The 26228-nt window shown below is 57.3% G+C and carries 22 protein-coding genes; 16 read left to right on the top strand and 6 right to left on the bottom strand.

Annotation, left to right across the window (positions count from 1 at the left end; genetic code table 11):
* Positions 1-2: 2 nt before the first annotated feature.
* Positions 3-929 (bottom strand): LysR substrate-binding domain-containing protein, encoded by a 927-nt coding sequence (locus K5845_RS00550; protein ID WP_287957989.1) that lies wholly within the window; start codon positions 927-929, stop codon positions 3-5.
* 169 nt (positions 930-1098) lie between these two features.
* Between K5845_RS00550 and K5845_RS00545 the strand changes: the two genes are divergently transcribed.
* The 15 genes from K5845_RS00545 to K5845_RS00475 all read left to right on the top strand — a co-directional run bounded on the left by K5845_RS00545 (position 1099) and on the right by K5845_RS00475 (position 16918).
* Positions 1099-1911: an aldo/keto reductase gene (locus tag K5845_RS00545; protein WP_287957988.1), complete on the top strand. Its 813-nt coding sequence runs from the start codon at positions 1099-1101 to the stop codon at positions 1909-1911.
* Positions 1912-2143: 232 nt separating this feature from the next.
* Entirely contained in the window at positions 2144-2608 is a 465-nt protein-coding gene (locus tag K5845_RS00540; RefSeq protein ID WP_046477872.1) for a (2Fe-2S)-binding protein, read from the top strand.
* Positions 2605-4923, top strand: coding sequence for a xanthine dehydrogenase family protein molybdopterin-binding subunit (locus K5845_RS00535; protein WP_287957987.1), 2319 nt, complete (start codon positions 2605-2607; stop codon positions 4921-4923). The genes K5845_RS00540 and K5845_RS00535 overlap by 4 nt, the downstream gene beginning before the upstream one ends.
* A gap of 745 nt (positions 4924-5668) precedes the next feature.
* Positions 5669-6928 carry an urea ABC transporter substrate-binding protein gene (gene urtA, locus K5845_RS00530; RefSeq protein WP_197540911.1) on the top strand — a complete coding sequence of 420 codons (1260 nt, stop codon included), beginning with the start codon at positions 5669-5671 and terminating at the stop codon, positions 6926-6928.
* 60 nt (positions 6929-6988) lie between these two features.
* On the top strand, positions 6989-8593 hold the full coding sequence (gene urtB, locus K5845_RS00525; protein WP_502814113.1) for an urea ABC transporter permease subunit UrtB: 1605 nt from the start codon (positions 6989-6991) through the stop codon (positions 8591-8593).
* Positions 8590-9723 (top strand): urea ABC transporter permease subunit UrtC, encoded by a 1134-nt coding sequence (gene urtC, locus K5845_RS00520; RefSeq protein ID WP_046477878.1) that lies wholly within the window; start codon positions 8590-8592, stop codon positions 9721-9723. Before urtB ends, urtC begins: the two co-directional genes overlap by 4 nt.
* 12 nt (positions 9724-9735) lie before the next feature.
* A complete protein-coding gene (gene urtD, locus K5845_RS00515; RefSeq protein WP_287957986.1) occupies positions 9736-10503 on the top strand; it encodes an urea ABC transporter ATP-binding protein UrtD in 768 nt (255 codons plus the stop codon).
* A gap of 22 nt (positions 10504-10525) precedes the next feature.
* Entirely contained in the window at positions 10526-11221 is a 696-nt protein-coding gene (gene urtE, locus K5845_RS00510) for an urea ABC transporter ATP-binding subunit UrtE (RefSeq protein WP_046477884.1), read from the top strand.
* Positions 11196-12050, top strand: a complete 855-nt coding sequence (locus K5845_RS00505) for an urease accessory protein UreD (protein ID WP_090226368.1) — start codon at positions 11196-11198, stop codon at positions 12048-12050. Before urtE ends, K5845_RS00505 begins: the two co-directional genes overlap by 26 nt.
* 29 nt (positions 12051-12079) lie before the next feature.
* The gene (locus K5845_RS00500) at positions 12080-12706 is read left to right on the top strand and encodes an urease subunit gamma (protein WP_090226367.1); all 627 of its coding nucleotides are present in this window, start codon (positions 12080-12082) and stop codon (positions 12704-12706) included.
* Entirely contained in the window at positions 12706-14415 is a 1710-nt protein-coding gene (gene ureC, locus K5845_RS00495) for an urease subunit alpha (RefSeq protein WP_046477886.1), read from the top strand. Before K5845_RS00500 ends, ureC begins: the two co-directional genes overlap by 1 nt.
* Before the next feature lie 7 nt (positions 14416-14422).
* On the top strand, positions 14423-14911 hold the full coding sequence (ureE, locus tag K5845_RS00490) for an urease accessory protein UreE (protein WP_090226360.1): 489 nt from the start codon (positions 14423-14425) through the stop codon (positions 14909-14911).
* The gene (locus K5845_RS00485) at positions 14859-15665 is read left to right on the top strand and encodes an urease accessory protein UreF (protein WP_287957983.1); all 807 of its coding nucleotides are present in this window, start codon (positions 14859-14861) and stop codon (positions 15663-15665) included. Before ureE ends, K5845_RS00485 begins: the two co-directional genes overlap by 53 nt.
* Entirely contained in the window at positions 15662-16285 is a 624-nt protein-coding gene (gene ureG / locus K5845_RS00480) for an urease accessory protein UreG (RefSeq protein ID WP_287957981.1), read from the top strand. Before K5845_RS00485 ends, ureG begins: the two co-directional genes overlap by 4 nt.
* A 36-nt stretch (positions 16286-16321) precedes the next feature.
* Positions 16322-16918: a HupE/UreJ family protein gene (locus K5845_RS00475; protein ID WP_046477889.1), complete on the top strand. Its 597-nt coding sequence runs from the start codon at positions 16322-16324 to the stop codon at positions 16916-16918.
* Between the two features lie 98 nt (positions 16919-17016).
* Here K5845_RS00475 and K5845_RS00470 read toward each other — a convergent pair whose 3' ends face one another.
* The 3 genes from K5845_RS00470 to K5845_RS00460 all read right to left on the bottom strand — a co-directional run bounded on the left by K5845_RS00470 (position 17017) and on the right by K5845_RS00460 (position 21239).
* On the bottom strand, positions 17017-18093 hold the full coding sequence (locus tag K5845_RS00470) for a carbon-nitrogen hydrolase family protein (protein WP_287957979.1): 1077 nt from the start codon (positions 18091-18093) through the stop codon (positions 17017-17019).
* 41 nt (positions 18094-18134) lie between these two features.
* Positions 18135-20060: a TRAP transporter permease gene (locus K5845_RS00465; protein ID WP_046477890.1), complete on the bottom strand. Its 1926-nt coding sequence runs from the start codon at positions 20058-20060 to the stop codon at positions 18135-18137.
* A 159-nt stretch (positions 20061-20219) separates the two neighbouring features.
* Positions 20220-21239 carry a TAXI family TRAP transporter solute-binding subunit gene (locus K5845_RS00460; protein ID WP_287957978.1) on the bottom strand — a complete coding sequence of 340 codons (1020 nt, stop codon included), beginning with the start codon at positions 21237-21239 and terminating at the stop codon, positions 20220-20222.
* Positions 21240-21415: 176 nt separating this feature from the next.
* Between K5845_RS00460 and K5845_RS00455 the strand changes: the two genes are divergently transcribed.
* Positions 21416-22333, top strand: coding sequence for a LysR family transcriptional regulator (locus K5845_RS00455; protein WP_046477892.1), 918 nt, complete (start codon positions 21416-21418; stop codon positions 22331-22333).
* Between the two features lie 6 nt (positions 22334-22339).
* On the opposite strand, the gene K5845_RS00450 is transcribed toward K5845_RS00455, so the two are convergent.
* Together K5845_RS00450 and rbbA are read right to left on the bottom strand one after the other, a co-directional pair.
* Positions 22340-23458 (bottom strand): ABC transporter permease, encoded by a 1119-nt coding sequence (locus tag K5845_RS00450; RefSeq protein ID WP_244465062.1) that lies wholly within the window; start codon positions 23456-23458, stop codon positions 22340-22342.
* A 10-nt stretch (positions 23459-23468) separates the two neighbouring features.
* Positions 23469-26228, bottom strand: coding sequence for a ribosome-associated ATPase/putative transporter RbbA (gene rbbA, locus K5845_RS00445; RefSeq protein WP_287957976.1), 2760 nt, complete (start codon positions 26226-26228; stop codon positions 23469-23471).

Here is a 26228-nt window from a genome sequence, read left to right as displayed (position 1 = left end):
TGCTAGACGGTCGTCTCAGCCGCGTTTCGAGCTTCACTCATCAAGTCGAGAAAAGCCTGCGCCGCCGGATTTTTGGGCGCGAGGATGTGCAGATTGCCGGCAAAAGCGACGACCAGTTCCCAGCAGATTTCGGGCTCTTTCAGTTCCGCGTAGCCGATGCTGATGCCACTGGCTTCCGCAGCAGACGCGATCGCGATGGGTTCCGGCAGCAGGGCGACGCCGAGGCCGCGCGAAACAAGTTCCAGCATGACCTGAAGATCACTAACCTCGAACGCAGTCTGCCGTAAAACGCCGGCTTCTGCGAACGTACGGTCTATGAGGCGACGCGTTCCCCAGTCGGCCTGAAAGTCGACGAACGGTTCTCGTGCGAGCTCGTGAAGTGAAACGTCACGGCGTTCGGCCAGAGGATGCGACGGAGGACACGCGATAACGAGAGCTTCACAAGTGATCAACTCCGTCGTGATGCCTTTGGGAGGTTCGACGAGAGGCATAAATGCAAGGTCAACGCGGCCGTCCTGTAGTTTTTCCATCAGGGTGCCCATGCCGCTCTGACATAACTTGATCTCGATGGAAGGATGCTGCGCATGAAAGCGGCCCAACAGTTCCGGAAGATCAATGAAGGCGCTCAAGCTTTGCACCGTGCCGATCGCAAGAACGCCGCGCTGGAGACCGTTGATCGCCGCGACTGCCTCCCGTGCATCTTGCGCTGCAGCAAGAATGACCTTGGCCTTTTCATAAAGAACCTGGCCAGCAGCGGTCAGCTCTACTTGTCGGGTATTGCGAAAGAAGAGCTTCGTGCTGAGACCCTCTTCAAGCCCGCGAATAGAGGCGGAGAGGCCGGATTGCACGATGTTCATGCGGCGCGCAGCCCGCGTGAAGTGCTGTTCTTCGGCCGCGGCCACAAAATGTTTAAGCTGACGGAGATCCATGCTCACCATCTCTAATTCAGAATAATTTGATCTCAAAATTCTATTAGAAAGATCAGTATGGCGCTTCCATATACGCACTGCAACATGATGGAGGTTCCCCGTGGGTCAGAGCGCATCCCGTCCACACGCAACGACTGCGCTTCCGACGCGCAGACTCGGGCGGACGGATATGGAGATTACCCGCGTTGGCTTCGGAGCGTGGGCGATTGGCGGTCCTGATTGGGCCGTTGGGTGGGGCAAGCAAGACGACAAGGAATCGGTCGCCGCAATCCGTCATGCCGTCGATGTCGGGATCAACTGGGTTGATACGGCAGCCATCTATGGGCTTGGCCATTCCGAAGAAATCGTCCGCGAGGCGTTGGCCGAAATTCCTGAAAATCGGCGACCGTACGTTTTCACCAAATGCGGGCTTGTCTGGGATGAGGCTGATCGGCTTGCTCCGCCACGTCGTGTGGGAGCACCCGACAGTATTCGCCGCGAAGTCGAGTTCTCCCTGCGCCGGCTCAATGTCGAGCGCATTGATCTTTACCAGATGCACTGGCCGGCTAACGACGGCACGCCTTTGGAAGTTTATTGGGAAACGCTGCTGGATCTGAAAAAGGAAGGGAAGATCCGCGCGGCGGGATTATCCAACCATGGCACGGCACAATTGGAAGCCGCAGAACGTATTGGCCATGTCGATACGCTGCAGCCGCCGTTCTCCGCAATCCGGCGCGAGGCTGCCAAAGGGGAACTACCTTGGTGCGCGGCTCATGAAACAGGCGTCATTGTCTACAGCCCGATGCAGTCAGGCCTATTGACGGGTTCGTTCTCCGCGGAACGTGCGGCAGCACTGCCTGCGGACGACTGGCGTTCCCGAAACAGCGAGTTCTCTGGCGAGCAACTGCAACGCAACCTCAGGCTCGCCGATGCATTCGGGGCGATGGCGGCCGAGAAGGGCACAACCACTGCAGCTGTTGCCGTGGCTTGGACTCTGGGTTAACGTGGGGTCACTGGCGCTATCGTCGGCGCCCGGAACCCGGCACAAGTTGATGGCTGGTTGGACGCAGCCCGACTCGAATTGAGCCGCGACGACATGAAAACAATCGCGAAGGCGATCGGAAAGACAAAAGCAGGAAGCGGTCCGGCTGGGCCGATGTGATGGCGCTTGGTCGACATGCTGCCGCTTACCGGCGGCGACGAACAACATCGCACTTTATGAGCAGGAACCTCGGATGACGACAGTCACAGTAAACGGCAAAGAGATGCAGTTCGACGGTGATCCCGAAATGCCTCTCCTGTGGTTTCTGCGCGATATCGCAGGCATGACAGGTACGAAATTCGGATGCGGCGCAGCGCTTTGCGGGGCGTGCACGGTGCATCTGGATGGGACGGCTGTTCGCTCCTGTCAGACCACGTTGGCCGATGCGGCCGGAAAGCAAGTCACGACAATCGAAGGCCTGGATCCCGAGGGTATGCACCCCGTTCAGGTCGCATGGCGAGAGTTGAACGTCGCTCAGTGCGGCTATTGCCAGTGTGGTCAGATCATGCAGGCAGCATCGCTTCTGAAGGATACGCCACAGCCGACGGACGATGACATTGATGCCGCTATGAGCGGGAACATCTGCCGGTGTGGCACCTATCCACGCATTCGCGCCGCCATCAAACTTGCCGCTTCCAAGCTGGGAGATGCACGATGACTACAGTAGCCAATGACGTCCTATCAGACATCACGAACGTCAGTCGTCGCGCGTTCACGTTGGGCTTGGGTGCTGGCGTGTTTGTCCTTGCGGCCGGCTTGAAGCCGTCTTTTGGGGCTGACGGGCAAACGTACGGTGGCGATGCGATGCCACACGGTCTCAAGGAAGATCCGCTTGTCTTCCTCAGCGTTGCCGAAGATGGGACGGTGAGCATCATCTGCCATCGTTCGGAGATGGGTCAGGGCATCCGCACGAGTCTGCCCATGGTGATGGCCGACGAACTGGACGCGGATTGGTCCCGCGTGAAGATCGTGCAAGCCCCGGGCGATGAGCCAACGTATGGCAACCAGAATACCGATGGTTCGCGCAGTATGCGCCATCACTTCCAACCGGCGCGACGGATGGGAGCTGCCGCGCGTCGCATGTTGGAGGAAGCTGCGGCGAAAACCTGGAATGTCCCCGTCGACGAAGTCGAAGCGGTGAACCATGAAGTGATTCACAAAGCGACCGGCCGCAAGCTCGGCTACGGTGCGTTGGCTAAGTCCGCAGCAGAGATGTCCGTTCCTCCCCGCGAGAAGATCAGCCTCAAGAAGCCGTCTCAGTTCCGGTATATTGGGAAAGGTAAGATCGGGTTGGTCGACAACTTCGACATCACGACAGGCCGCGCGAAATACGGCATCGATACCCGGTTCGACGACATGCTCTATGCCGTGATTGTTCGGCCGCCCGTATACGGTGGCAAAGTCGCAAAATTCGATGCCACTGAGGCCCTTAAAGTGCCCGGAGTCGTCAAGGTTGTCGAACTTGAATCGCCGCCGCCACCTTCAGAATTCCAGCCGCTCGGCGGCATTGCCGTCATTGCCTCAAACACCTGGGCGGCAATACAGGGGCGAGACAAGCTGGACATAACATGGGACCACGGTCCCAACGCATCGTATTCCACCGATATCTATCACGCGGACATGCGAGCAACGGCACAAAAGCCGGGCAAAGTCATTCGCAGCTATGGCGACGTTGATGCCGCGATGAAGACGGCGGCTAAGCGCATTACTGCGGACTACTACATCCCTCACCACGCGCACGGCACGATAGAGCCGCCGGCAGCGGTCGCGCGCATCGTGGATGGGAAATGCGAAGTGTGGGGGCCCTTGCAGGACCCGCAAGCGGCACGCGATCGTCTCGTAAAGCTTCTGGGCATTGCCTATGAGGATGTTACCGTGAACGTCACCCTCCTGGGCGGTGGCTTCGGCCGCAAGTCCAAGCCGGATTTCGCTTTGGAAGCCGCACTTCTCTCGAAGGCGGTGGACGGGCGTCCCGTCAAAGTCACCTGGACGCGTGAGGACGACCTCATGCACGATTACCTCAATACGACGGCCGTAGAGCACCTGGAGGCTGGGCTAGACGCCGATGGGAAGCCGGTCGCCTGGCTTCATCGCAGCGTCGCTCCAAGTATTACGTCGATCTTCAAGCCGGGCGTAAAGTATGAAGCCCCATTTGAGCTCGGCATGGGCTTGGTCGATGTTCCTCTCGACGTACCAAACCTTCGCGTTGAGAATGGAGAGGCTGAGGCGCATACGAGGATCGGCTGGTTCCGTTCGGTGACCAATGTCCCTCATGCATTCGCGATCCAGTCCTTTGTGGCTGAATTGGCGACTGCCGCGGGACGTGATCCAAAGGATTACTTGCTCGAGCTCATCGGCCCGCCGCGACGGATCACGCTCAAGTTGCCCGAATTAAAGACGGATGATCCGTGGTGGAACTACGGTGAACACCCTGAAACATATGCAATTGATACTGGCAGATTACGTCGCGTAACGGAGGTCGTGGCCCAAGCGTCGAAGTGGGGGCGCGAGTTGCCGAAGGGGCGGGGACTGGGCATTGCGGCACACCGTAGCTTTGTGACCTACACGGCTGCGGTCGTAGAAGTAGAGGTCGACGGTGGTGGGCGGATAACGATCCCACGTGTCGACATTGCCGTCGATTGTGGACCTCAGATCAACCCGGAACGGATACGCTCTCAAATGGAAGGCGCCGTCATCCAAGGCGTCAGTCTCGCGACGGTCAGCAACATCACATTCCGTGACGGGCAGGTCGAGCAAACCAACTTTGACGGCTTTGAGCTGACACGGATCGATGCGGCGCCGCGCGAAATTCACGTGCATCTTGTTGCACCTGACGAGACATACGAAGAGCCATTAGGTGGTGTTGGCGAACCGGGTGTGCCTCCAATAGCTCCCGCCATGGTCAACGCGGTATTCGCAGCGACCGGAAAGCGCCTGCGTGAGCTGCCGATCCGGGATCAAATGGCAAGCTAAGGGGAAACAGCGCCGCTATAACGCGGCTGGCAGGAAGCTTTCCGATTGTACTCGTATAAAGAGGCCGCTGGTGCCGTCACCGGCGGCCTCTCACGTTTCGAAGCACACAAATGCGCCGTACCAGATCGCATCAGCAATCCATGATCGCGATGTGCGGGTGAGCCGACCGGCCTCGCTACCCTGACGATCGGGGGCCGAAGGTGCTGGATTAATTATTCAGCACAACGCCTAGCAGTTAAGCAGCAATGGGTTTTCAACGAGCGCTGAAGCAGCGCGAATAATATCTGGCAACCCGCTGATTTTTATCGTGAAAAAATTACCTCCGCGGTCCTGGCACGCATGTTGCTGAGAATTTATTGGTCCGCATCGTCGGCAGACGAAAAGTTCTGATTTATCCGTATGTTGCCGCATTTTCAGGGAAGGCCTCCAGACCCGTTGTGAGCGAAATTGTTCAATCGAGCTGGAGGCCATTCGAATGGCCTCGGGGTTCTGCTCAGGAAGACGGCAAATGAGGGAATTTCGGTCGGAACTAGATCGGAACGAGGGGCTAGAAGCGAATGAAAAATCCGAACTTGAGACGATCGATTTTCGGCGCCGTTGGAGGGTGGCGCTGAGGGTCGCGTAGCGACTCGAGAAAGAGTGGAAGCTCGTTCTGCAAACGGAACAATTCCGCCGAGAATGAAAGTCAGCCGTGTCTGGAGGAAGCTTTATGGTTTTCCATACGTTACGAAAGTTCGTGCGTCTTATGAGTATTGCGTTGCCGATCGTCGCGTCGGCAGCTCACCACGCAACAGCCGAAGAGACGATCAAGGTCGGCATTTTGCATTCGCTCTCGGGCACGATGGCCATCAGCGAAACGACCTTGAAAGACGTCATGCTGATGTTGATTGAAGAGCAGAATAAGAAGGGTGGTTTGCTCGGAAAGAAGCTCGAGCCGGTTGTCGTTGATCCCGCATCGAACTGGCCGCTCTTTGCTGAAAAGGCACGTGAACTCATTGCTGGAAACAAAGTCGCGGCCGTCTTCGGTTGCTGGACATCGGTATCCAGAAAGTCTGTCCTTCCGGTTTTCAAGGAACTCAACTCTATCCTCTTCTATCCCGTGCAGTACGAGGGTGAAGAGAGCGAACGTAACGTCTTCTATACGGGTGCAGCTCCGAACCAGCAGGCAATTCCCGCCGTTGATTATCTGATGAGCGAAGAGGGCGGCTCAGTGAAGCGCTGGGTGCTCGCCGGAACAGACTACGTCTATCCGCGCACGACCAACAAGATTCTGGAGGCATACCTCCTCGCCAAGGGTGTGGCGAAGGAAGACATCATGATCAACTACACGCCGTTCGGTCATTCCGATTGGCAGACGATCGTGTCGGACATCAAGAAGTTTGGCTCCGCTGGCAAGAAGACGGCTGTCGTCTCGACGATCAACGGCGATGCCAACGTTCCCTTCTATAAGGAACTCGCCAACCAGGGCATTTCCGCAACCGACATTCCCGTCGTCGCTTTCTCGGTCGGTGAAGAGGAGTTGGCTGGTGTCGATACGACGAACCTTGTCGGCCACCTTGCCGCCTGGAACTACTTCATGTCCGTCGACACGCCGGAAAACAAAGAGTTCATCGAGAAGTGGCAAGCCTTCACGAAAAATCCGAAGCGCGTCAGCAACGACCCGATGGAAGCTCACGTCATCGGCTTCAACATGTGGGTGAAGGCCGTCGAGAAAGCAGGCACGACCGATCCTGACAACGTAATCGACGCCATCGTAGGCGTTGAAACGCCCAACCTCACCGGTGGTGTGTCCAAGATGCTGCCGAACCATCACATCACCAAGCCGGTGATGATCGGAGAAGTTCGTTCTGACGGACAATTCGATGTCGTCTGGGAAACGGAAGATCTCGTGCCGGGTGATGCATGGTCAGACTTCCTCGACGGTTCCAAAAACCTGGAGTCGGACTGGGTTGAGCTGAAATGCGGCCAGTACGACACCGTGAAGAAGGCGTGTCTCACGCAATAAATTCGGAGCCACCGGGTGCGTTAAAACTCGCTCGGTGGCCTTCCAATAGAAAGCGGTGCGATGCGGGAAACCTTCTTCTTTCTTCTAATGCTTTGCTTGAGCTTGGCTGCCGGTCACGCGTTAGCGCAGGAAGCCGACAGTTTCGAAACAGGCTTACAGCGGCTGTCTGCGAATTCGTTTTCAGAAACCGAGAGAGCTATCGAGGAAATAGCGGCCTCCGGCCATCCTCAAGCGTACAAAATTCTTGATGCAGCTTCTTCACGTCGTTTGTTCTACAGCAAGTCGCAAAACGTCGTTGCCTGGAAAAAAGATTCCGGCGCCTATGTCGATGCACGAACGGGGGACGCGACCACTTCTCCGCCAGACGATCTGAAGGCGGTTCGGCTGAACAATAAACTGCGCGGCCTCGTTGACGCGGCCATGGGTGGCCTATCGTTACTTGCCGATGATCCGGGCAAACGCCGTGATGCGGCGGCGAGCGTTTTCAAAACGCGCGATGTAAAGAATTTGCAATCAGTCAACGCGGCGCTCGCGAAGGAGCAAAACGCTGAAATTGCGAAGATGCTCACCGAGGCAAAAGCCGCGATCATCGTAACAACGACGGGTCACCCCGACGCCGAAGTTATTGATGCAATAAAATCGCTGGAAGCACGTGGCGATCAAGAGTCCCTCGGGCTGATACGCGCAGTACCGGACACGGCATCAGAGGCTGTAAAGAAAGCAGCCGCCAGTGCTGAGGCATCGGTCGAGACGAAGCTCGCGCTCTGGGAAACAGCGCAAAATCTTTGGTACGGGCTTTCGCTGGGTTCTGTCTTGCTGCTCGCCGCGATTGGTCTGGCCATCACCTTCGGCGTCATGGGCGTCATCAATATGGCCCACGGCGAAATGGTGATGATCGGGGCCTACACGACCTTTGTCGTTCAAGAGTTCATCCGGTCCTCCGCGCCAGAGCTTTTTAATTATTCCCTGGCGATTGCTGTTCCTCTTGCATTCGTTGTTGCGGGCGTTGTCGGCGTCGCCATTGAGCGCGGTGTGATCCGCTTCCTCTACGGACGCCCCCTCGATACGCTCCTGGCCACATGGGGTATCAGCCTGATCCTCCAGCAGACCGTGCGTACGATCTTCGGGCCAACCAACCGAGAGGTAGGCGCTCCGGATTTCATGTCGGGCGCTTTTGAAATCGGACAGCTGTCCATCACATGGAACCGACTCTGGATCTTCATCTTTGCCGCGTTGATCTTTACGGGACTTCTTCTTGCCCTGCGCTACACCAGCATGGGACTTCAGATGCGCGCGGTCACGCAGAACAGACGCATGGCGGGCTCGATGGGAATTCGGACGGGACGCGTCGATGCGCTGACATTTGGTCTGGGTTCGGGCATCGCAGGCTTGGCAGGGGTTGCTCTCTCCCAAATTGACAACGTCTCGCCGAACCTCGGCCAGAGCTACATCATCGATAGCTTCCTCGTCGTGATCTTTGGCGGCGTCGGCAACCTCTGGGGCACTCTGATCGGCGCAATGTCTCTCGGCATCGCCAACAAGTTTCTCGAGCCGTTTGCCGGCGCAGTCTTGGGCAAGATTCTGCTGCTCGTCCTCATCATCCTATTCATTCAGAAGCGGCCGCGTGGGCTCTTCGCGCTAAAAGGGAGAGCGATAGAGCAATGATCTCACGGGCGATATTTGAAAACAACGTTGGCGGGACGATCTTCCTAGGCATCCTGGCAATCCTTGCCGTCATGGTCCCGGTCCTTCATTTGGCTGTTCCGGAGGATTCGTTTTTCCACGTCTCCACGTCGACGGTCGTCGTCTTCGGCAAATACTTAAGCTTCGCGCTCCTTGCCTTATCCCTCGATCTGATCTGGGGTTATTGCGGCATTCTCTCGCTCGGCCATGGTGCGTTCTTCGCGCTTGGCGGGTATGCGATGGGTATGTACCTGAAGCTGCAGACCAGTGGCGGTGCGCCGCCGGACTTCATGGTCTTCCTGAATTGGAAGGACCTCCCGTGGTACTGGTGGGGCTTTGACCATCTCTCGTTCGCCCTCCTTATGGTCCTCTTCGTCCCGGGCATCCTCGCGTTTGTCTTCGGCTACTTTGCGTTCCGCTCTCGCGTAACCGGTGTCTATCTCTCGATCATCACGCAGCTCCTGACCTACGCCTTGTGGCTCTCATTCTTCCGTAACGACATGGGATTTGGCGGCAACAACGGACTGACGGACTTCAGCACCATTGCCGGCTACTCGGTGCAGGCTCCGGAAACACGAGCGGCTCTCTTTTCCACAACAGCCATCGCGCTGATGGCCGGCTACCTGATTGCCAAAGCGGTCGTGGAGTCCAAGCTTGGAAAAGTGCTCGTCGCAATCCGCGACGCCGAAAGCCGCACACGCTTCATCGGCTATCGTGTCGAGGCCTATAAGACGTTCGTCTTCACGCTTGCTGCCATGATGGCCGGTGTCGCGGGTGCCCTTTATGTGCCGCAGGTCGGCATCATCAATCCCGGCGAGTTTCATCCGGCGAATTCGATCGAGATGGTCATCTGGGTTGGCGCCGGTGGGCGCGGCACGCTTACAGGCGCCGCGCTGGGGGCGGTCCTGATCAACTATTTCAAGACGATCTTCACGACAGGTTTTCTGGCGCCCTACTGGCTGTTTGCGCTGGGTGGGATCTTCATACTTGTCACCGTCTTCCTGCCGAAAGGTATCGTTGGGACGCTGGCTTCGGTTGATTGGCGTCGATGGATTCCCGCGAAACGCGCACCGGCGGACGAAGCCCAGTTGAAGCCGGAGCCGGCAGAATAGGAAGGGCGATCTGTGGATCAAGTTTCTGGAAACAAGATCACGCGCGCTTTGCTGTACCTAAGCGGTGTCAGCGTGAGCTTCGAGGGCTTTCGCGCCATCAACAACTTATCGCTCACGATTGATCACGGTGAGATGCGCGCGATCATAGGACCCAATGGTGCCGGTAAAACCACGATGATGGACATCATCACAGGCAAGACCAGACCGGACGAAGGCGACGTTTTATACAACGATGGGAACGTGGACCTCACCCAACTCGACGAGACCTCGATCGCGAATCTGGGCATCGGACGCAAATTCCAAAAGCCGACGGTTTTCGAGCAGCACACAGTCGAGGACAATCTGCTGCTATCGTTGAAGGCAGACCGTGGCGTTTGGCCAAACCTCTTCTGGCGTACGACGGAAGCCCATCGCGAGCGTACCGACGAAATTCTTGAGATCACGAAATTGACGGCGCATCGCTCGCGCATGGCAGGTGCCCTCTCGCATGGCCAGAAGCAATGGCTCGAAATCGGAATGCTTCTCGGGCAGGACCCGAAGCTGCTGCTGGTTGACGAGCCGGTTGCTGGCATGACCGATGCGGAGACGGCACAAACGGCCGATCTGTTGCGCGACATCGCGAAGGATCACTCCGTTGTCGTCGTTGAGCACGACATGGATTTCGTGCGCGCCCTCGATGTGAAGGTAACGGTGCTGCACGAAGGGTCTGTTCTCGCGGAAGGCCGCCTCGATCAGGTGACGTCGGACGAACGTGTCATCGAAGTCTATCTGGGTCGATGATCAACGAAGGAAGAGGCGCGCGATGCTGAGCGTTGAAGATATCGATCTGTCATACGGAGCAGCGAAAGCTCTTCGAAATGTCAGCATCACGGCAAATACGGGCGAGGTCATGTGCGTGCTTGGCCGCAACGGCGTCGGCAAGACGTCTCTCTTGCGCGCCATCGTAGGCCAGCATCCCATTCAATCCGGTAAGATCATGTGGGAAGATAAGGACATCTCCACGTTACCTTCCTACGAACGCTGCCGACGTGGCATCGCCGTCGTGCCCCAAGGCCGTGAGATCTTCCCGCTGCTGACGGTGCGCGAAAATCTCGAAACGGGTTTTGCTCCTTTGAGCCGCGGCGAACGTAAGATCTCAGATGAAATCTTCGAGTTGTTTCCAGTGCTCAAATCGATGCTCCACCGTCGCGGCGGTGATCTGTCGGGTGGCCAGCAGCAGCAGCTCGCCATAGGTCGCGCCCTCGTGACCAAACCACGTCTTCTGGTGCTTGATGAACCGACCGAAGGTATTCAGCCGTCGGTGATCAAGGACATCGGCCGCGCCATCGCCTATCTGCGCAACAAGGGAGAAATGGCGATCGTTCTCGTTGAGCAATATTTTGATTTCGCCTGCGAACTTGCGGATCGCTTTGCGGTAATGGAACGCGGAGCTATCGTCATGTCGGGCGGTAAAGAGGAGCTACAATCTCCCGATGTTCGGCAGCGCGTCTCAGTTTAGCGCGCCCGCGAAAGACGGAATTGATGTTCCGTCTTATGTGCGCGCCCACAGCGAAGTACAGGCTCAATTCACCCGTGTTGGTCACGCGACGCGGCTCGCGGATTGCTTTGAGACCGGTGGCCTGCGCCTCAAGCTTCCAAACGCCGAAGCGGTCTGCGAGGGCGTTCTAATCAACACCGCAGGTGGTATGACCGGCGGAGACACCGCGCGCATTACCGCCGCCGCGGGCGCCCATACACGCCTGAGAATTACGACGCAATCCGCTGAAAAGATTTATCGCGCCGAAGAGATCGCGGCGTCAGTAGATGTCGCTATCAGTTTGGGAACGAAGTCGCGTTTCACATGGATGCCACAGGAAACGATCCTGTTTGATGGCGCAGCATTGTCACGCACACTTACCGTGAACATGACGGAGTGTGCATCGGCCATGTTGTTTGAAATGACCGTGTTCGGGCGCGTCGCACGTCACGAGCAAATGGGGCTGGGTATTTTTCGCGATCGCTGGCGCGTACGGCGCGGAGGCAAGCTTGTCTTTGCCGAGGACACGCACCTCGATGGGAATATGTTTGAAACGCTGGCGCATAAGGCTGTCGGGGATGGCGCACGTGCCGTGGCGACGTTTCTCCTCGTAGCGCCCGACGCTGAGGCACGTTTGAACCATGCGCGGGAACTGCTACGCAACGCCGGATCCTATTGTGGGGCGAGCGCGTGGAACCGAATGTTGGTGGCCCGCTTTTCAGCGCGAGATCCGCACGACCTTCGCCAGGATGCGGCACAATTCATTTCAAGATTGATGCGTACAAAGCCGCCACGGGTGTGGGCGTGCTGACGGGTGGAAACAGGTAATCTGGAAGCGCAATGAATCTGACGCCGAGAGAAAAGGACAAGCTGCTGGTCGCAATGGCAGCGATGGTGGCGCGCCGTCGTTTGGAGCGAGGCGTGAAACTGAACCATCCTGAGGCTATCGCGCTCATCACCGACACGGTTGTCGAAGGCGCAAGGGATGGCCGCACAGTAGCTGAGTTGATGCAACTTGGCGCGCAGATTTTGTCAGCGGACCAGGTCATGGATGGCATCGCGGAGATGATCCATGACGTCCAGGTCGAAGCGACATTTCCCGATGGCACCAAGCTCGTCACGGTCCATGATCCAATACGTGGCATGAAGAAGGCCCCATCCGTCGTGCCTGGAGAGATCGTGACACCCGACGGCGAGATCGAGCTCAACAAGGATGCTCCAACAATTACGCTAACCGTCGCGAACACCGGCGATCGGCCGATCCAGGTCGGCAGCCACTACCATTTCTATGAAACAAACCCCGCGCTTGAATTTGATCGGGAACAGGCGCGAGGGATGCGGTTGAACATCGCCGCGGGCACTGCCGTGAGGTTCGAGCCGGGGCAATCGCGTGAAGTTTCGCTGGTGCCGTTTGCGGGCGGACGCGAAGTCTACGGATTCCGTCAATCGGTGATGGGGAAACTTTGATGGCAACCCGTATGTCCCGCAGCGCCTATGCCGACATGTTTGGCCCAACGACAGGCGACAAGGTGCGTCTGGCCGACACCGCACTTTTCGTAGAAGTCGAACAGGATTTCACCATCTACGGCGACGAGGTCAAATTCGGCGGCGGCAAAGTCATTCGCGATGGTATGGGCCAGTCGCAGCGAACGCGAAGCGACGGCGCCGTCGATACGGTCATCACCAACGCGCTCATCATCGATCACTGGGGCATCGTCAAAGCCGACGTCGGCTTGAAGGACGGTTTGATTGATGCGATTGGCAAAGCCGGAAACCCGGATATCCAACCCGGCGTTAAGATCGTCATCGGTCCCGGCACGGAGGTCATCGCCGGCGAAGGTAAGATCCTGACGGCTGGCGGTTTCGACGCGCACATCCACTTCATTTGCCCACAGCAGATCGAAGAAGCCTTGATGTCAGGCGTCACGTCGATGCTCGGGGGCGGCACGGGGCCTGCCACCGGCACGAATGCAACGACGTGTACGCCTGGACCTTGGCACATCAGCCGCATGATTCAGGCAGCCGACGCCTTCCCGATGAATCTCGGATTTGCCGGGAAGGGTAACGCGTCACTGCCCGGAGGTCTCGTAGAACAGGTTGAGGCTGGCGCTTGCGCTCTGAAACTGCACGAAGACTGGGGCACGACACCGGCAGCCATAGACTGCTGTTTGACCGTCGCGGATGACCACGACGTTCAAGTCATGATCCACTCCGATACGCTCAACGAGAGCGGCTTCGTCGAGGATACGATAGCGGCCTTCAAAGGCCGCACCATTCACGCGTTCCATACGGAAGGCGCCGGTGGAGGGCACGCACCGGACATCATGAAGGTAGCGGGACTGAAAAACGTTCTGCCATCCTCAACCAACCCAACCCGGCCGTTCACCGTCAATACACTCGACGAGCATCTCGATATGCTGATGGTGTGCCACCATCTCGACAGTGCGATTCCCGAAGATCTCGCTTTCGCCGAAAGCCGCATCCGCAAGGAGACGATCGCCGCCGAAGACATACTTCATGATCTCGGCGCGCTGTCGATGATGTCGTCTGATAGCCAGGCCATGGGTCGCGTCGGCGAGGTCGTCATGCGCACGTGGCAAACGGCCGACAAAATGAAACGACAGCGTGGCCAGTTGCCCGGAGAAAATGGCAACGACAACGTGCGTGCCAAACGCTACGTCGCCAAATACACGATCAATCCGGCAATCGCGCATGGCGTGTCGCGATATGTTGGTTCCATAGAGATTGGGAAGCTTGCCGATCTCGTCCTCTGGACGCCTGCGTTCTTCGGCGTGAAACCGGACATGGTGATTAAAGGAGGGTCGATAGCCGCTGCCGCGATGGGAGATCCCAATGCGTCGATCCCGACGCCGCAGCCTGTGCACTACCGGCCAATGTTCGCCTCCTATGGAAAATCCCTCGCCAAAAGCGCGTTGACGTTCGTCTCCAAAGCGGCACTCCATCGAGGCATGGCGGGAGAACTGGGCGTTGAGAAACAACTCGTGGCCGTCGAAAACGTCCGCGGTGGAATTTCCAAAGAATGCATGATCCACAACGGCGCGACTCCACACATAGAGATAGATGCCGAAACGTACCGCGTAACTGCAGATGGCGAATTGCTTGTGTGTGAACCCGCCAAGGAGCTGCCGATGGCGCAGCGTTACTTCTTATTCTGAGGGAACTATGATCCGGGCAATTCGACATGAAAGCCAAGGCGCGGACCACGAGCCGGTCGATGATGAGGTGACACTGGATTTCGACCAGCGCCATCGCCGGCGTATGACATTGATGGGAGCTGCTGGACTCGAGTTTCTGCTTGATCTTCCAAAGGCCGAGCGCCTTCGCGGAGGCGACGCACTGATCCTTGATGATGGCAGGCGCGTTCGCGTCAACGCGGCACCCGAGCCGTTGGCCGAGATCGCCGCACCATCTGCGGATGCGCTCGTGCGCATCGCATGGCACCTCGGCAACCGTCACTTGCCGGTGATGCTTGCACCAGGCCGTCTGATCATACGGCAGGATCACGTCATAGAGGACATGGTGCGCGGCCTCGGTGCGACCGTCACTCAAGTAGAGTCACCCTTCGATCCTGAGAGCGGTGCTTATGCGGGTGGTGCGCATGGTCACCACCATCATCATCACGATGAGGGCCACGGCGATCAGCAGGCGTGAGCGGACAGAGGCCGGTCCATGGCCCACCCGGTGGGAGGATGCTTCCATTAACGTGCCTGCGGCGGAGACGTCGCAAGGCCATTCGGCGTTGCCCCTCTTTGCATGGCTGTCTCCGTCCTTCCCGGTGGGCAGTTTCGCATTCAGTCACGGGATGGAATGGGCCGTACATCAAGGGACGGTACGCGATCCGGAAACCACGAGGGCGTGGATTGGCGCACTGTTGACCCATGGATCGCTTCGCAATGACGTCATTTTGGCGAGTTGCGCGTGGTCATCCGTTCGCGCGACGGATGCAGCAGGATTGCGAGAGGCTGCAGAACTGGCGGTGGCGCTTTCTGGGTGCCGAGAGCGCCATTTGGAAACGTCGGCACAAGGTACGGCGTTCGTCACAGCTTTGAAAACAGCATGGATGACGCCGAAGATCGCTTGGGCTCTTGAGGCATTGAGAACGGAAGAGATTGCTTATCCCGTTGCACTCGCGATAGGTGGCGCGGGACATGCGATTGAGCGTCATCCGCTTTTGGAAGCCTTTGCTCTAGCCCTTGTGCAGAATCTCGTGTCTGCTGCGATACGATTGAGTGTCATCGGGCAAAGCGACGGTCAACGCGCAATAGCTTCATTGATGCCGTCCGTGCGCAGGCTTGCTGCTGAAGCGGAAGTCGCAACTCTCGACGATCTGGGCGGTGCCGCGTTTCACTCCGATATCGCCGCTATCAAGCACGAAACACAATACACGAGGCTTTTCCGCTCATGACACAAACGACAAACGGTCCTTTGCGCGTCGGCATAGGCGGCCCTGTCGGATCGGGCAAAACGGCGCTCATGGAAGCGCTCTGCAAAAAATTCCGTGACCGTCTCGATATCATCGCGATCACCAATGACATTTACACCAAGGAAGACGCCCTCATCCTGACACGCGCAGCAGCGCTCCCGGCGGAACGTATCATGGGGGTCGAGACCGGCGGCTGTCCGCATACCGCCATCCGTGAGGACTGCTCGTTGAACCTTTCGGCGATTGCCGAGATGTACGCGAAGTTCCCGAACGCGGATATCGTGTTGATCGAATCCGGTGGCGACAATCTCGCGGCGACGTTTTCACCCGAATTGGCTGACCTCACGATTTACGTCATCGACGTTGCCCAAGGTGAGAAGATCCCCCGCAAGGGCGGTCCAGGCATTACGAGGTCCGACTTGCTCGTCATCAACAAAATCGATCTGGCACCACACGTTGGCGCCGATCTCGAAGTGATGGATCGCGACGCCAAAAAGCAGCGCGGCGAACGTCCGTTTGTGTTCACCAACATACGCGACGGCAAAGGCGTCAATGACGTCGCGGCATTTATTGCGCGCGCGGGCGGTCTGCCTGACGCGTGAAGACTTCAGGTGGGAATTGCTACAAGGGGTGAAGAGATGAAAAGTCACGTGAACAGGATCGTCGTGCTGGGATTCGCCGGATTGCTCGCAACCACGGTTCCGGCATTGGCTCATGTCGGCACCGGCGTCCATGACGGATTCGCGCACGGCTTCATGCATCCGTTCAATGGGCTGGATCATCTGCTTGCGATGGTCGGCGTGGGACTGTTTGCAGCACAGCTTGGTGGCCGGGCGCTGTGGTTGGTGCCATTGGCTTTCGTGTCAATGATGGTTGCCGGAGGTGTCTTGGGCTTCAACGGAATTGGGTTGCCATTCGTTGAACTGGGCATCGTTGCTTCGGTAATTGCTATCGGCGTGCTGCTGGCCTTTGACGTGCGGTTGCCAGTTGCGATCGCCATGGCATTGATCGGTGTCTTTGCCGTGTTTCATGGGTACGCCCACGGGGCTGAGCTTCCTCCGGGCAACGATGCCATGACCTATGTCGGCGGGTTCGTTCTCGCAACCGCGCTATTGCATGTATTCGGCGTCGGTATTGGACTGGCGTTTCACAAATTGCCATCCGCATCGCGCGTATTGGCAGGCCGGGCTATGGGTGGAGCCATGACCGTTGTTGGTTTAGTCCTCCTGTCATAGGGAGCAACAGATTGGCACAGAATGAAAACGGCCGGGTCCTGCATGTTGCAGCCCGGCCGTTTTGCTGTTCGTGAGTGCTAGCAAGCTAGAGAGCATTCTCAGGCTTGCGCAGATCGTCCGACAATCAAGTCATCCTCCGATGTCGTAGGCTCAGCCGTTTCCCGAGATCGCCGCGTATCTTGCGTTGTCAACAACGGAGCCTGACGGGTCTGGTTCAAGGAAACAGAAAAGACATCGAGCCTATTATAGTAGCCCGCCATGTCGTGATGTTGCTTGAGCTCCGTGAGATGCGACATGTCAAGGTCGGCGACGACGAGCCCCTCTTCGTCGTCGCGAGATTCAGCGAGCGATGTCCCGGCGGGGGTGACAATCATGGATGCTGGCCGAGACGACCGCCGAAGGAGATCGGCGGATTGCTCGTCCTCCCCGCAAATCGCCGTCACAGTGGCGTCATCGAGAACGCCCGCCGAGACGATGGTGTAGACCTTAGCCTCGAAACAGTGGGCAGCAGCACGGATGCGAATGGCTTCGCGCAAGTCATACGGTGGCGCGGCTGGATCGTCACGGAACGGCCAAACGGTTGGATAGTTGGCGCAATGGATCTGCTCACCTTGCGCCATCAGCACATACCGAGCGAGTGGATTGCCGTTCTCGCCGCAGATCAAGCCGCCAACCTTGCCGAACCCCAAATCGACGACCTTGAGACCAGCACCATCGCCGCGATTCCAGGTCAGCTTTTCATAGAACGTCGGCACGAGTTTACGGTGGTGGTTGACGATGTTGCCGTCGCGATTGATCAGGACCGTGCTGTTCCACAAACAACCGGCACTGTAGTTGGCTACCTCGGAGAAGCCGAGCGAGACGGCCACGCCGTGCTTGGCGGCAGAAGCTGCTATGGCGGCGATAGCAGGCCCATCGACTTCCAGCGAGGAGGCCGCAAACCGACGAAAAAGCGCGTGGCCATCAATAGGGCGAAGGAAAGCGTTCCAGATCGGAAAGCCGGGAATGAAGCTTTCCGGGAAGACGAGGAGCTCAACTCCGCGCGATCCTGCTTCCGCGATGAACTTACAGGCCTTCGCGACCCCTGCTTCAGGATCGAACATGACGGAAGCCACGTTCGCTGCGGCCACCTTGACCGAAGTAGCCGACCTGCCGTTGAGGACGTGGGAATTCATTGATGTCTCCATATTGAATGAGGCGCGCGATGCTACAGGTGTCAGCCTGTTTCGACGGCCGTGCGTTCGGAGCTGGCCAAGCGGCGGCGATAGGCAATCCAGAAGATGAGGACTGCGATGCATCCGAGCCCGATCGGCATTAGATGCGTGATGAGGTAAGCAAGGAAGAGCGCCGGTCCACAGATGACGAAAATCGCGCGTTCGATTCGGCTCAGCGAATATCCGAGATCCCCGTAGATCGCGCCGGCCAACATCGCCGTGGCAGCCAGATAAGAGAAAATTGCGACGACGGCTTCAGCTCGGATCTGTTCGGGATCGAGCATGGTCGGCAAGGACACAAAGAGGAAGGGCACGAGCACACATATGCCTCCGAGCTTGATCGACTCTTTGACCGTGCCAGCAAACGACCCGCCGGAAATTCTCACGGCCACGAGTATGCCAACGGCGACCGGTGGCGTGAGAGAGGAAAAGATCGCGAAGTAGAATCCATACATATTCGCAACCAGCGGCGACAGGCCGGCATCGATGAGACCTGGCACCACGACAATCGCGATGAGAGCGTAGGCGGCGGGTGTGGGCAGCCCCATACCGATGATCAAGCAAACCACCATCCCTATCATCAGGGATAGGAATAGAGAGCCATCTGAATAGAGCGTAACGAGGCGGCCCGCCGAAACGCCGAGCCCCGTGGTGCTCAACGATTGGACCGCGAGGCCGATGGCCGAAAGAACGACCGCGAGTTGAACGGCTGTTGCCAGTCCTGTAAGGCCACCGGAGAAAATCTCGGATAGGTTCGGGCGGAAACGCTTCGGCCGGAGTAGTGAAAAGCCAACAACGATGACACACGCCCAGAACCCGGCGAGCGCAGGCGAATAGCGCAAGACGAGCAGGACAATGAGCGTGAGAAATGAGAGTGCGAACGCAGGCAGGGTCCACCACACCATGTCCCAGTTCACGGCCATCCGATCCGTTTTGGGTCGTTCGCACTGACCCACCATGGCATAGACGCCGATGGCGACGGCAGCCATGTAAAGCAACCCGGGAATGAAGCCGGCGATGACGATATCAACGTAGGAAACGCCGAGGTTCACCGCCATGAGAAACGCACCCAGACCCATGATGGGGGGCAGCAACTGACTGCCGGTCGATGCAAGAACCTCAACGGACCCAGCTTCTTCCTTCGTGAAGCCGTTGCGCGCCATCGTCGGTATCGTCATGACGCCGGACAACGCGATGTTACTTACCGCCTGCCCCGTGACCATTCCGATCAACGCGCTCGCCACGATCGCTGAAAACGCCACCCCGCCCCGCAGTAGGTTGCCGAATGCGGTGCCGATTTCAGCGAACATGTCTATGACACGTGTGCCGTGAAGTAGCCCGCCATAGATCAGCAGAAGAAAGATCATGTCTGCGGATAATGGCATGTACGTCAGGACGCCGCGCGGCCCCCCGATACCGGACAGGAACGTAATGACGACGTTAAGCGGCTGGCGCTGAATTCCAAATGGACTAGGCAACAGGTGACCAGCCAGGAAATAGAGCGACGCCAACAAACAGACGAGCGCAATGATGGCACCCCACCATCTCCAAGCAGCGAGTAGAACGGCGACGATCAGCAGGCTTCCCATAACGAGCGGCACGGCGCCGACGAAGGGTTGCATGATTTCGAGCATCTCAGCGTTGAGATAGAGGTAGCTGCCGGCGCTGACGGCAAAAATCCCGCAGACGATCCCAGATAGAACATCGGCCCAGTTGATCTGTCCTGACTCAGAATGGAGGCCGCGCCGCGCAATCATAAAAGCAGCCAGAACCAGCACGCCGACGAGATGCGACATGTAGTGCTGCATAGCGCCGTGGACGCTCCACCATACGGTGATCATTTGGTAGAGGACGAAGACCGATCCGAACACGGCAATGGCGAAATCGATCGGCACTTTCCTTGCGGTATGGCTTTCTGATTGCGACATTGTGAAGGCCTCGTTCTGAAGGGCACGACTGTGAAAGAAAAAGCTCTTCAACGGCTCTGCGGAACGCGATGCGCCTGATAGGCGTAGACCCGAGCAAACAGGCGCATCGCATGACGAAGAACTTCTAAGAGAGATGATCCAAGTCCAGGGAGCTCGGTCTCACTTCTTGACCAAGCCGGCCTCGACGTATGCCCGCATGGCACCAGGATGGATGCGTTCCGGAGATGTCCGAGCCATGATTGAAATCGTCTCCGGGTCCCAGATTTTGGCGATGGCGCTATATTTGCCGAGGCTCGGACCGGAAGAAATCCAAAGCTTGGCCATTTCATATGCGAGATCGTCGGGAAACGATTTGTGCGCTGTCAGGAGTGTGTAGTTTCCAAAGCTGGTGAACTCGCCAGTCTGGCCCGATAACGTTTTCGCTGGAACTTTGCGAATGGCGAACGGAGCTCCCTTTGAAGAATTGTATTCCTCAATCTTTTCTGCGGGAATGTTGATGTAATGCCATGGCCGGCCAGCGCTCTCCAACGTCTTGAACGGAGCCGCTTCGAGGTTTGATCCGAAATTCAAGCTCGAGTGCACGACGAGCGTACCGATGTCGGAACGTCCATCGAGCATCGCATCTATATTCTGGCCCGGCCCCAAGGCATCGAACGAACGAAGCTTGGGTGTGATCCCCCAGGCGTCGAGCAGCATCCGCTGATGCATGCCCCACTCATTTTGCGTCAGGAGACCTACGGCGACACGTTTGCCAGCCATGTCATCGATCGTCTTGATCTTGTCGTCCAGTGTGACGAACACGTTTGTGCTTTGGCTCATGACGCCAATGACGCGGAAATCTTCAACAACCTTGAGCGGTTCTGGAAAAAATGGCTTTACGCGGTTGGCTGCTGCCCATTCGACCACTTCGCCGGAACCGATGAGCGTGTTCTTCCAAAGCTCGGGAGAGGACGCAAGAAAGCGGACGTTATAAGTGAATCCTGGCGTCTCGACCGCAATCGGTTGGATAGCTTTTGAATAGTCCGGTGCATAATTTTGCATGGTCGCCCAGGCCAAATACGGGCCCGAACCTGCTGGAGACACAAGTATATCAACCTTTGCGGGGTCAGCTTGAGCGGTAGCTACAGTCATAAAGGAAAAAGCAGCAGCGATTGCCGAGCATACCGAGATTCTATTCATAAGCTTTTCCTTAAGATGATTTCAGTTCAACTCGAAAAAAGCGGTAACGCCTAATTTATAAGTCAATTGCTCGCCAGTTGTGCACAGCAACAAGCAAGACAAGTCTTGAATTAGACTACCTGTTCGTGGTCAATTGGGTAAATATTGTTTTACGTTCTAGTGGATAGGAAAAAGCTATGGATGTCTCCATTCGCTTCCTTCGCTATTTCGTTGCGACGGCGGAATGCGGCAGCGTCACGAGCGCCGCCACCAAGCTGAACATCTCCCAGCCGAGTGTGTCAGCTGCCATAGCCCAGCTTGAAGCTGACCTGGACATGCAGCTCCTTGTCAGGCGGCCATCACGGGGCGTCATGCTGACGCCGCAAGGCTCGGAAGTTTTGCGCGCCGCACGGGAGCTCATAGAGCGCGTAGAACAATTCAGGGCGGCCACCGGCGCCGTAAACGTCGAGATGCGAGGCGAACTTTCGATCGCCTGTTTCATCAATTTGGGCGCCACCTATCTTGGCCAGCTCATACGATCCTTCGGAGAAAAGTATCCCAACGTCGACATCCTGTTTCAGGACATCGATCAGCAGGACATTTTCTCAGCTCTGACGAGTGGAAGGGTCGAGCTGGCATTGACATTCGATCTCGATCTGCCGTCAGGTCTCGACGCAACGATCGTTGCGCAGCGACCCGCCATGGCCATTCTGGCAGAGAACGACCCGCTGACGCGTCGCAAGACAGTGACCATGGAAGCTCTGTCGGAACGCCCGTTCGTTTTGATGGATCTGCCGCACACGCGTGACTATTTTCTCTCGCTCTTCACGGCCAAAGGTTTGAGCCCGAATATTCGACATAGGACGCGATCCTTCGAAACGGTCCGCAGTCTCGTCGGAAATGGTCTTGGGGTGTCGATCCTGAATTTGGAGCCGAAAACGCCTATCACCTACGACGGCTGCGCGATTGTCACGCGGCCAATCACGGGATCGCCGAAGCCGTTGCAGGTCGTCATTCTTACGCCTCAGCGCCTGCGTCAGAGACGACTAGCCCAGGCCTTCACCGAGCATATTAGCGATTATTTCTCCGCTCCGTCAGGTAGCCCCGTCCACTGATCATTCTCATCGACTTGCGGCGATGGAACGTCGGAACAGCAAGAGGCTGGTGCCCAGGAATGCTGAACCCAAGATGACGACGGCCAGAAACTGAGGCCAGACTGTTTCGAAGCCTGCCCCGCGAAATATGATGGCCTGCGCATAGGCCATGTAGTGCCGCGAAGGTAGAAGCAACGTCAAAGGCTGCAGCCACTCGGGCTGGCTCTCGATGGGCGTCACGCCACCTGACAGCATCATCATCGGCATGACGGTCATCAGCAGCAGGAGTGAGAATTGCGCCATGGTGCGCGCGACAGTGCCGAGGAATATGCCGATCGCCGCGGCGGAAAACAGATAGATCGTCGTCCCGAGCAAAAGCAGCGCGCGAGAGCCAGCGATCGGCACGCCAAGGATGTACTCGACAACAACGGCCATCGAAATGGCAAAGGCGATCAGGATCACCAAGCCGTTGGCGAGAACCTTTGCCATTGCGATTTCGAAAGCCGTAAGCGGCATGACGAGCAGGTGTTCAATGGTGCCATGTTCTCGTTCGCGTAACAGGGCAGCCCCCACGAGTGCGATCGTGAGAATCGAGAGTTGGTCGAGGAGCGCGACGACGGACTGAAACCAGATCTGCTCACCGTTGGGGTTGAATGCCCGCCGAGACACAAGGTCGATCATTGATATGCTCGCGGCATCGGAGCGTTGTGCGAAGTTCGCAATTTCCTGAAGAAGGATTGCATAGAGATACGACGCACCGGTCGCTGCCTGCATAACAGCGGTCGCGTCGATGTTGAGTTGGAGTTCAGGCTCCAATCCTTTCGCAATGTCGGCCTCAAATCTTGGTGGGATGACAATCACGAAGGTATAGAGGCTCTCGTCCATGCCTCTATCGATCTCGGCGGCGGAAATGATCTTCGGCGTCTGGAAATAGGGAGGCGTGATTGCGTTGCGCAACTTGCGGGAAAGTGCGGAGTGATCTTCGTCGACGATGGCCACACTCGCGTTGTTGACGGGCTCTTTAAAGCCGCGCGCCCGTTCGATGATGCTCGGGCCAAGCGCCCACACGATTAGTACGATCATGAGGACGTCACGCATAAGACTGCGTATCTCCTTCGTCCCAAGCCAGAAAATGTTGGAGAGCATCTGCACGCGGTCACTTCTCCTGCTTGCGGAGGCCGACGACCGCGATCGCAAGGAACACGGGAACGAACAAAGTGAGTGTCAGGATGTCCGGCAGAAGTTCATGCCACCCCAGGCCCTTCGTGAAGGCGCCGACACTCATGTGCATGTAGTACGTGGTAGGCCAAAGCGTGCCCATGATCCGCGCGCCACCTTCGAGAGAGGAGACCGGCTGCAGAAAACCTGAAAACTGCATCGTCGGCATCATGGTGAGGATTGCCGCAGCAAACACAGCCGCCACTTGGCTTGAGGTGAATGTTGCAATGAGCAAACCGTAGCCAGTCGCTGCAGCGGCATAGATGAGCGCGCCGGCGGCTAGAGCGAAAAAGCTGCCGTGGAGTGGCACATTGAAGATGAAGATCACAACAAACGTCATGATGAGAAAGTTCGCCATCGCAAGCCCGATATAGGGAAGTTGCTTGCCGAGCAGGAATTCCAGCCGCGATGTGGGTGTCACATAGAAATTTGTGATTGTGCCGATCTCTTTCTCTCGCACCACGCTAACGGCCATGAGAATTGCAGGAAACAGAATGAGCAGCATCGCCGGCACCGCGGGGGCTATCGCGTAAATGCTCTCGAACGTGGGATTGTACAAATAGCGCATCTCAATTTCCGCAGGTAAGGCGGCAGTGGCCATTCCCGTCTCATTGATCCTTTGCTTGATGAAAAGGTCATTCACGCTGCTGACGTAGCCGGACATTGTTGACGCGCGAATCGTATTGGCGCCATCGATCCATGCGGACACCTTTGGTCGGCTGCCTCGCTTCAGGTTGCGTCCGAACTGCGGGGGGATTTCGAGCGCAAGGGAGATGGCGTTGCCTGTGAGCCGGGCCTCTAGGTCCTGAATGTTTCGCAAAGGCTTAGCTTCGCGAAAGTAGCGCGATCCCCGAAATTCCTCGATGTAGGCGCGGCTTTCGGGGCTTCGGTCGTGGTCCAATACAGCAAACGTCACGCGATCGACGTCGGTCGTGATGCCATAGCTGAATATGAAAAGAAGAATGGTGCTGCCGATGAAAGCAAACGCCAGCCGCACGGGATCGCGCAAAACCTCCTTAGTTTCGCGCAGACTGTAAGCAAAGAGCCGGCCGAGGCTGAGTGAATGATGGGATGCTGATTGTTCCGTGCCTTGAGGCTCAATAACAGGAAGAGAAGTATCTTGCACCTTCTCGGAAGCCACGCTTTCCTCCGTTGCTCCTTCGCGAAGTGCGCCTTCCATGTAACTGATAAATGCATCTTCCAGGGAAGACGCGCCGCGCATATCGATGAGTTCTTGCGGCGTACCCACAGCAAGGACTTTGCCCGCATGCATGAGCGAGATGCGATCGCACCGCATCGCTTCGTTCATGAAGTGAGTGGAGATGAAAATCGTGACATTGTCCTTCCGGGACAGATCAATCAGGAATTTCCAGAATTCGTCGCGAGCGATCGGGTCAACGCCTGAGGTTGGCTCGTCGAGAATAAGAAGTTCGGGCTCGTGGAGCACAGCAACCGCAAGCGATAGCCGCTGACGAAGGCCGAGGGGAAGACCGCCCGCCAAGTCGTCGATATGCTCGGCCAGGCCGAAGCGGGAAACGAGGTCGCTGATCCGTGCGTTCGCCTTCTCCGTACCGAGATGAAAAAGCCGAGCATGGAGGTCGAGGTTCTGGCGCACGGTCAATTCGCCATAGAGCGAGAACGATTGCGACATGTACCCCACGCGTTTGCGCATGCTGAGACTGCTTGCGTCCATGGGTTCGCCGAACATGAAGGCCGTCCCCGAACTCGGAGGAAGCAACCCCGTCAGCATTTTCATGGTCGTGGTCTTTCCGCAGCCATTTGAGCCGAGAAAGCCAAAGATCTCACCACGGAAAATAGTGAAATCCACGTTGTCTACGGCGACGAAGTTGCCAAATTTTCGCGTAAGACCCTCAGCGCGAATTGCCGGTTCACCATCGTCCACAGTCCGCGGTGGAATGACGATCTTGCCCGTTTCCCGGTTAAGCGATTCCGGAAGAAGACCGACGTAAGCGCCTTCCAAATTATCGCTGCCGGTTCTCTCCATGAGCTGTTGGGGTGTGCCGGAGCCGATCTCGCGCCCATCGTTGATGGCAATAAGCCAGTCGAAAGCCTCTGCTTCGTCCATATAGGCCGTCGAAACCAGCAAACTCATGCTGGTTCGCTCCGCCTTGATGGAAGCAATGAGTTCCCAGAATTGACGGCGCGACAAGGGGTCGACGCCCGTCGTTGGCTCATCGAGGATCATAAAGTCGGGCTCATGGATCAGCGCGCAACACAGCCCGAGCTTCTGTTTCATCCCGCCCGAAAGCTTGCTAGCTGGACGGTCAAGAAAGGGATGCAGTCCGGTCGCACGCGTGACCCGGTCAATGCGTGCTTTGCGCTCTGCCGCCGACAAGTCAAAAAGCCTTCCAAAGAAATGAAGGTTCTCCGCAATGGAAAGATCGCCATAAAGGTTCTTTCCCAGGCCTTGGGGCATGTACGCAATACGGGGGCAAACGGCGTTGCGGTGGGCAGCCTCAGCCATGTTGCCGCTGAGCACGTCCAGATCACCTAGCTGTAATTTCCGCGCGCCGGCAATCAGTCCCATCAGCGTCGACTTGCCGACCCCGTCTGGACCGATAAGACCCACGGTAGCTCCTGCCGGCACGTCAATATCCATGTTATCGAGCGCCAACGTCTTTTTGTAACGGTGCGATAAAGCCCGCGCCCGGGCCACGAGCTCAGGCCCAGTGTCCAT

The sequence above is a fragment of the Filomicrobium sp. genome (genome assembly GCF_025698805.1).
Classification (GTDB): Bacteria; Pseudomonadota; Alphaproteobacteria; order Rhizobiales; family Hyphomicrobiaceae; genus Filomicrobium; species Filomicrobium insigne.
Note: the sequence above shows the minus strand (reverse complement) of the source record. Positions and strands in the feature narration are given on the sequence as shown.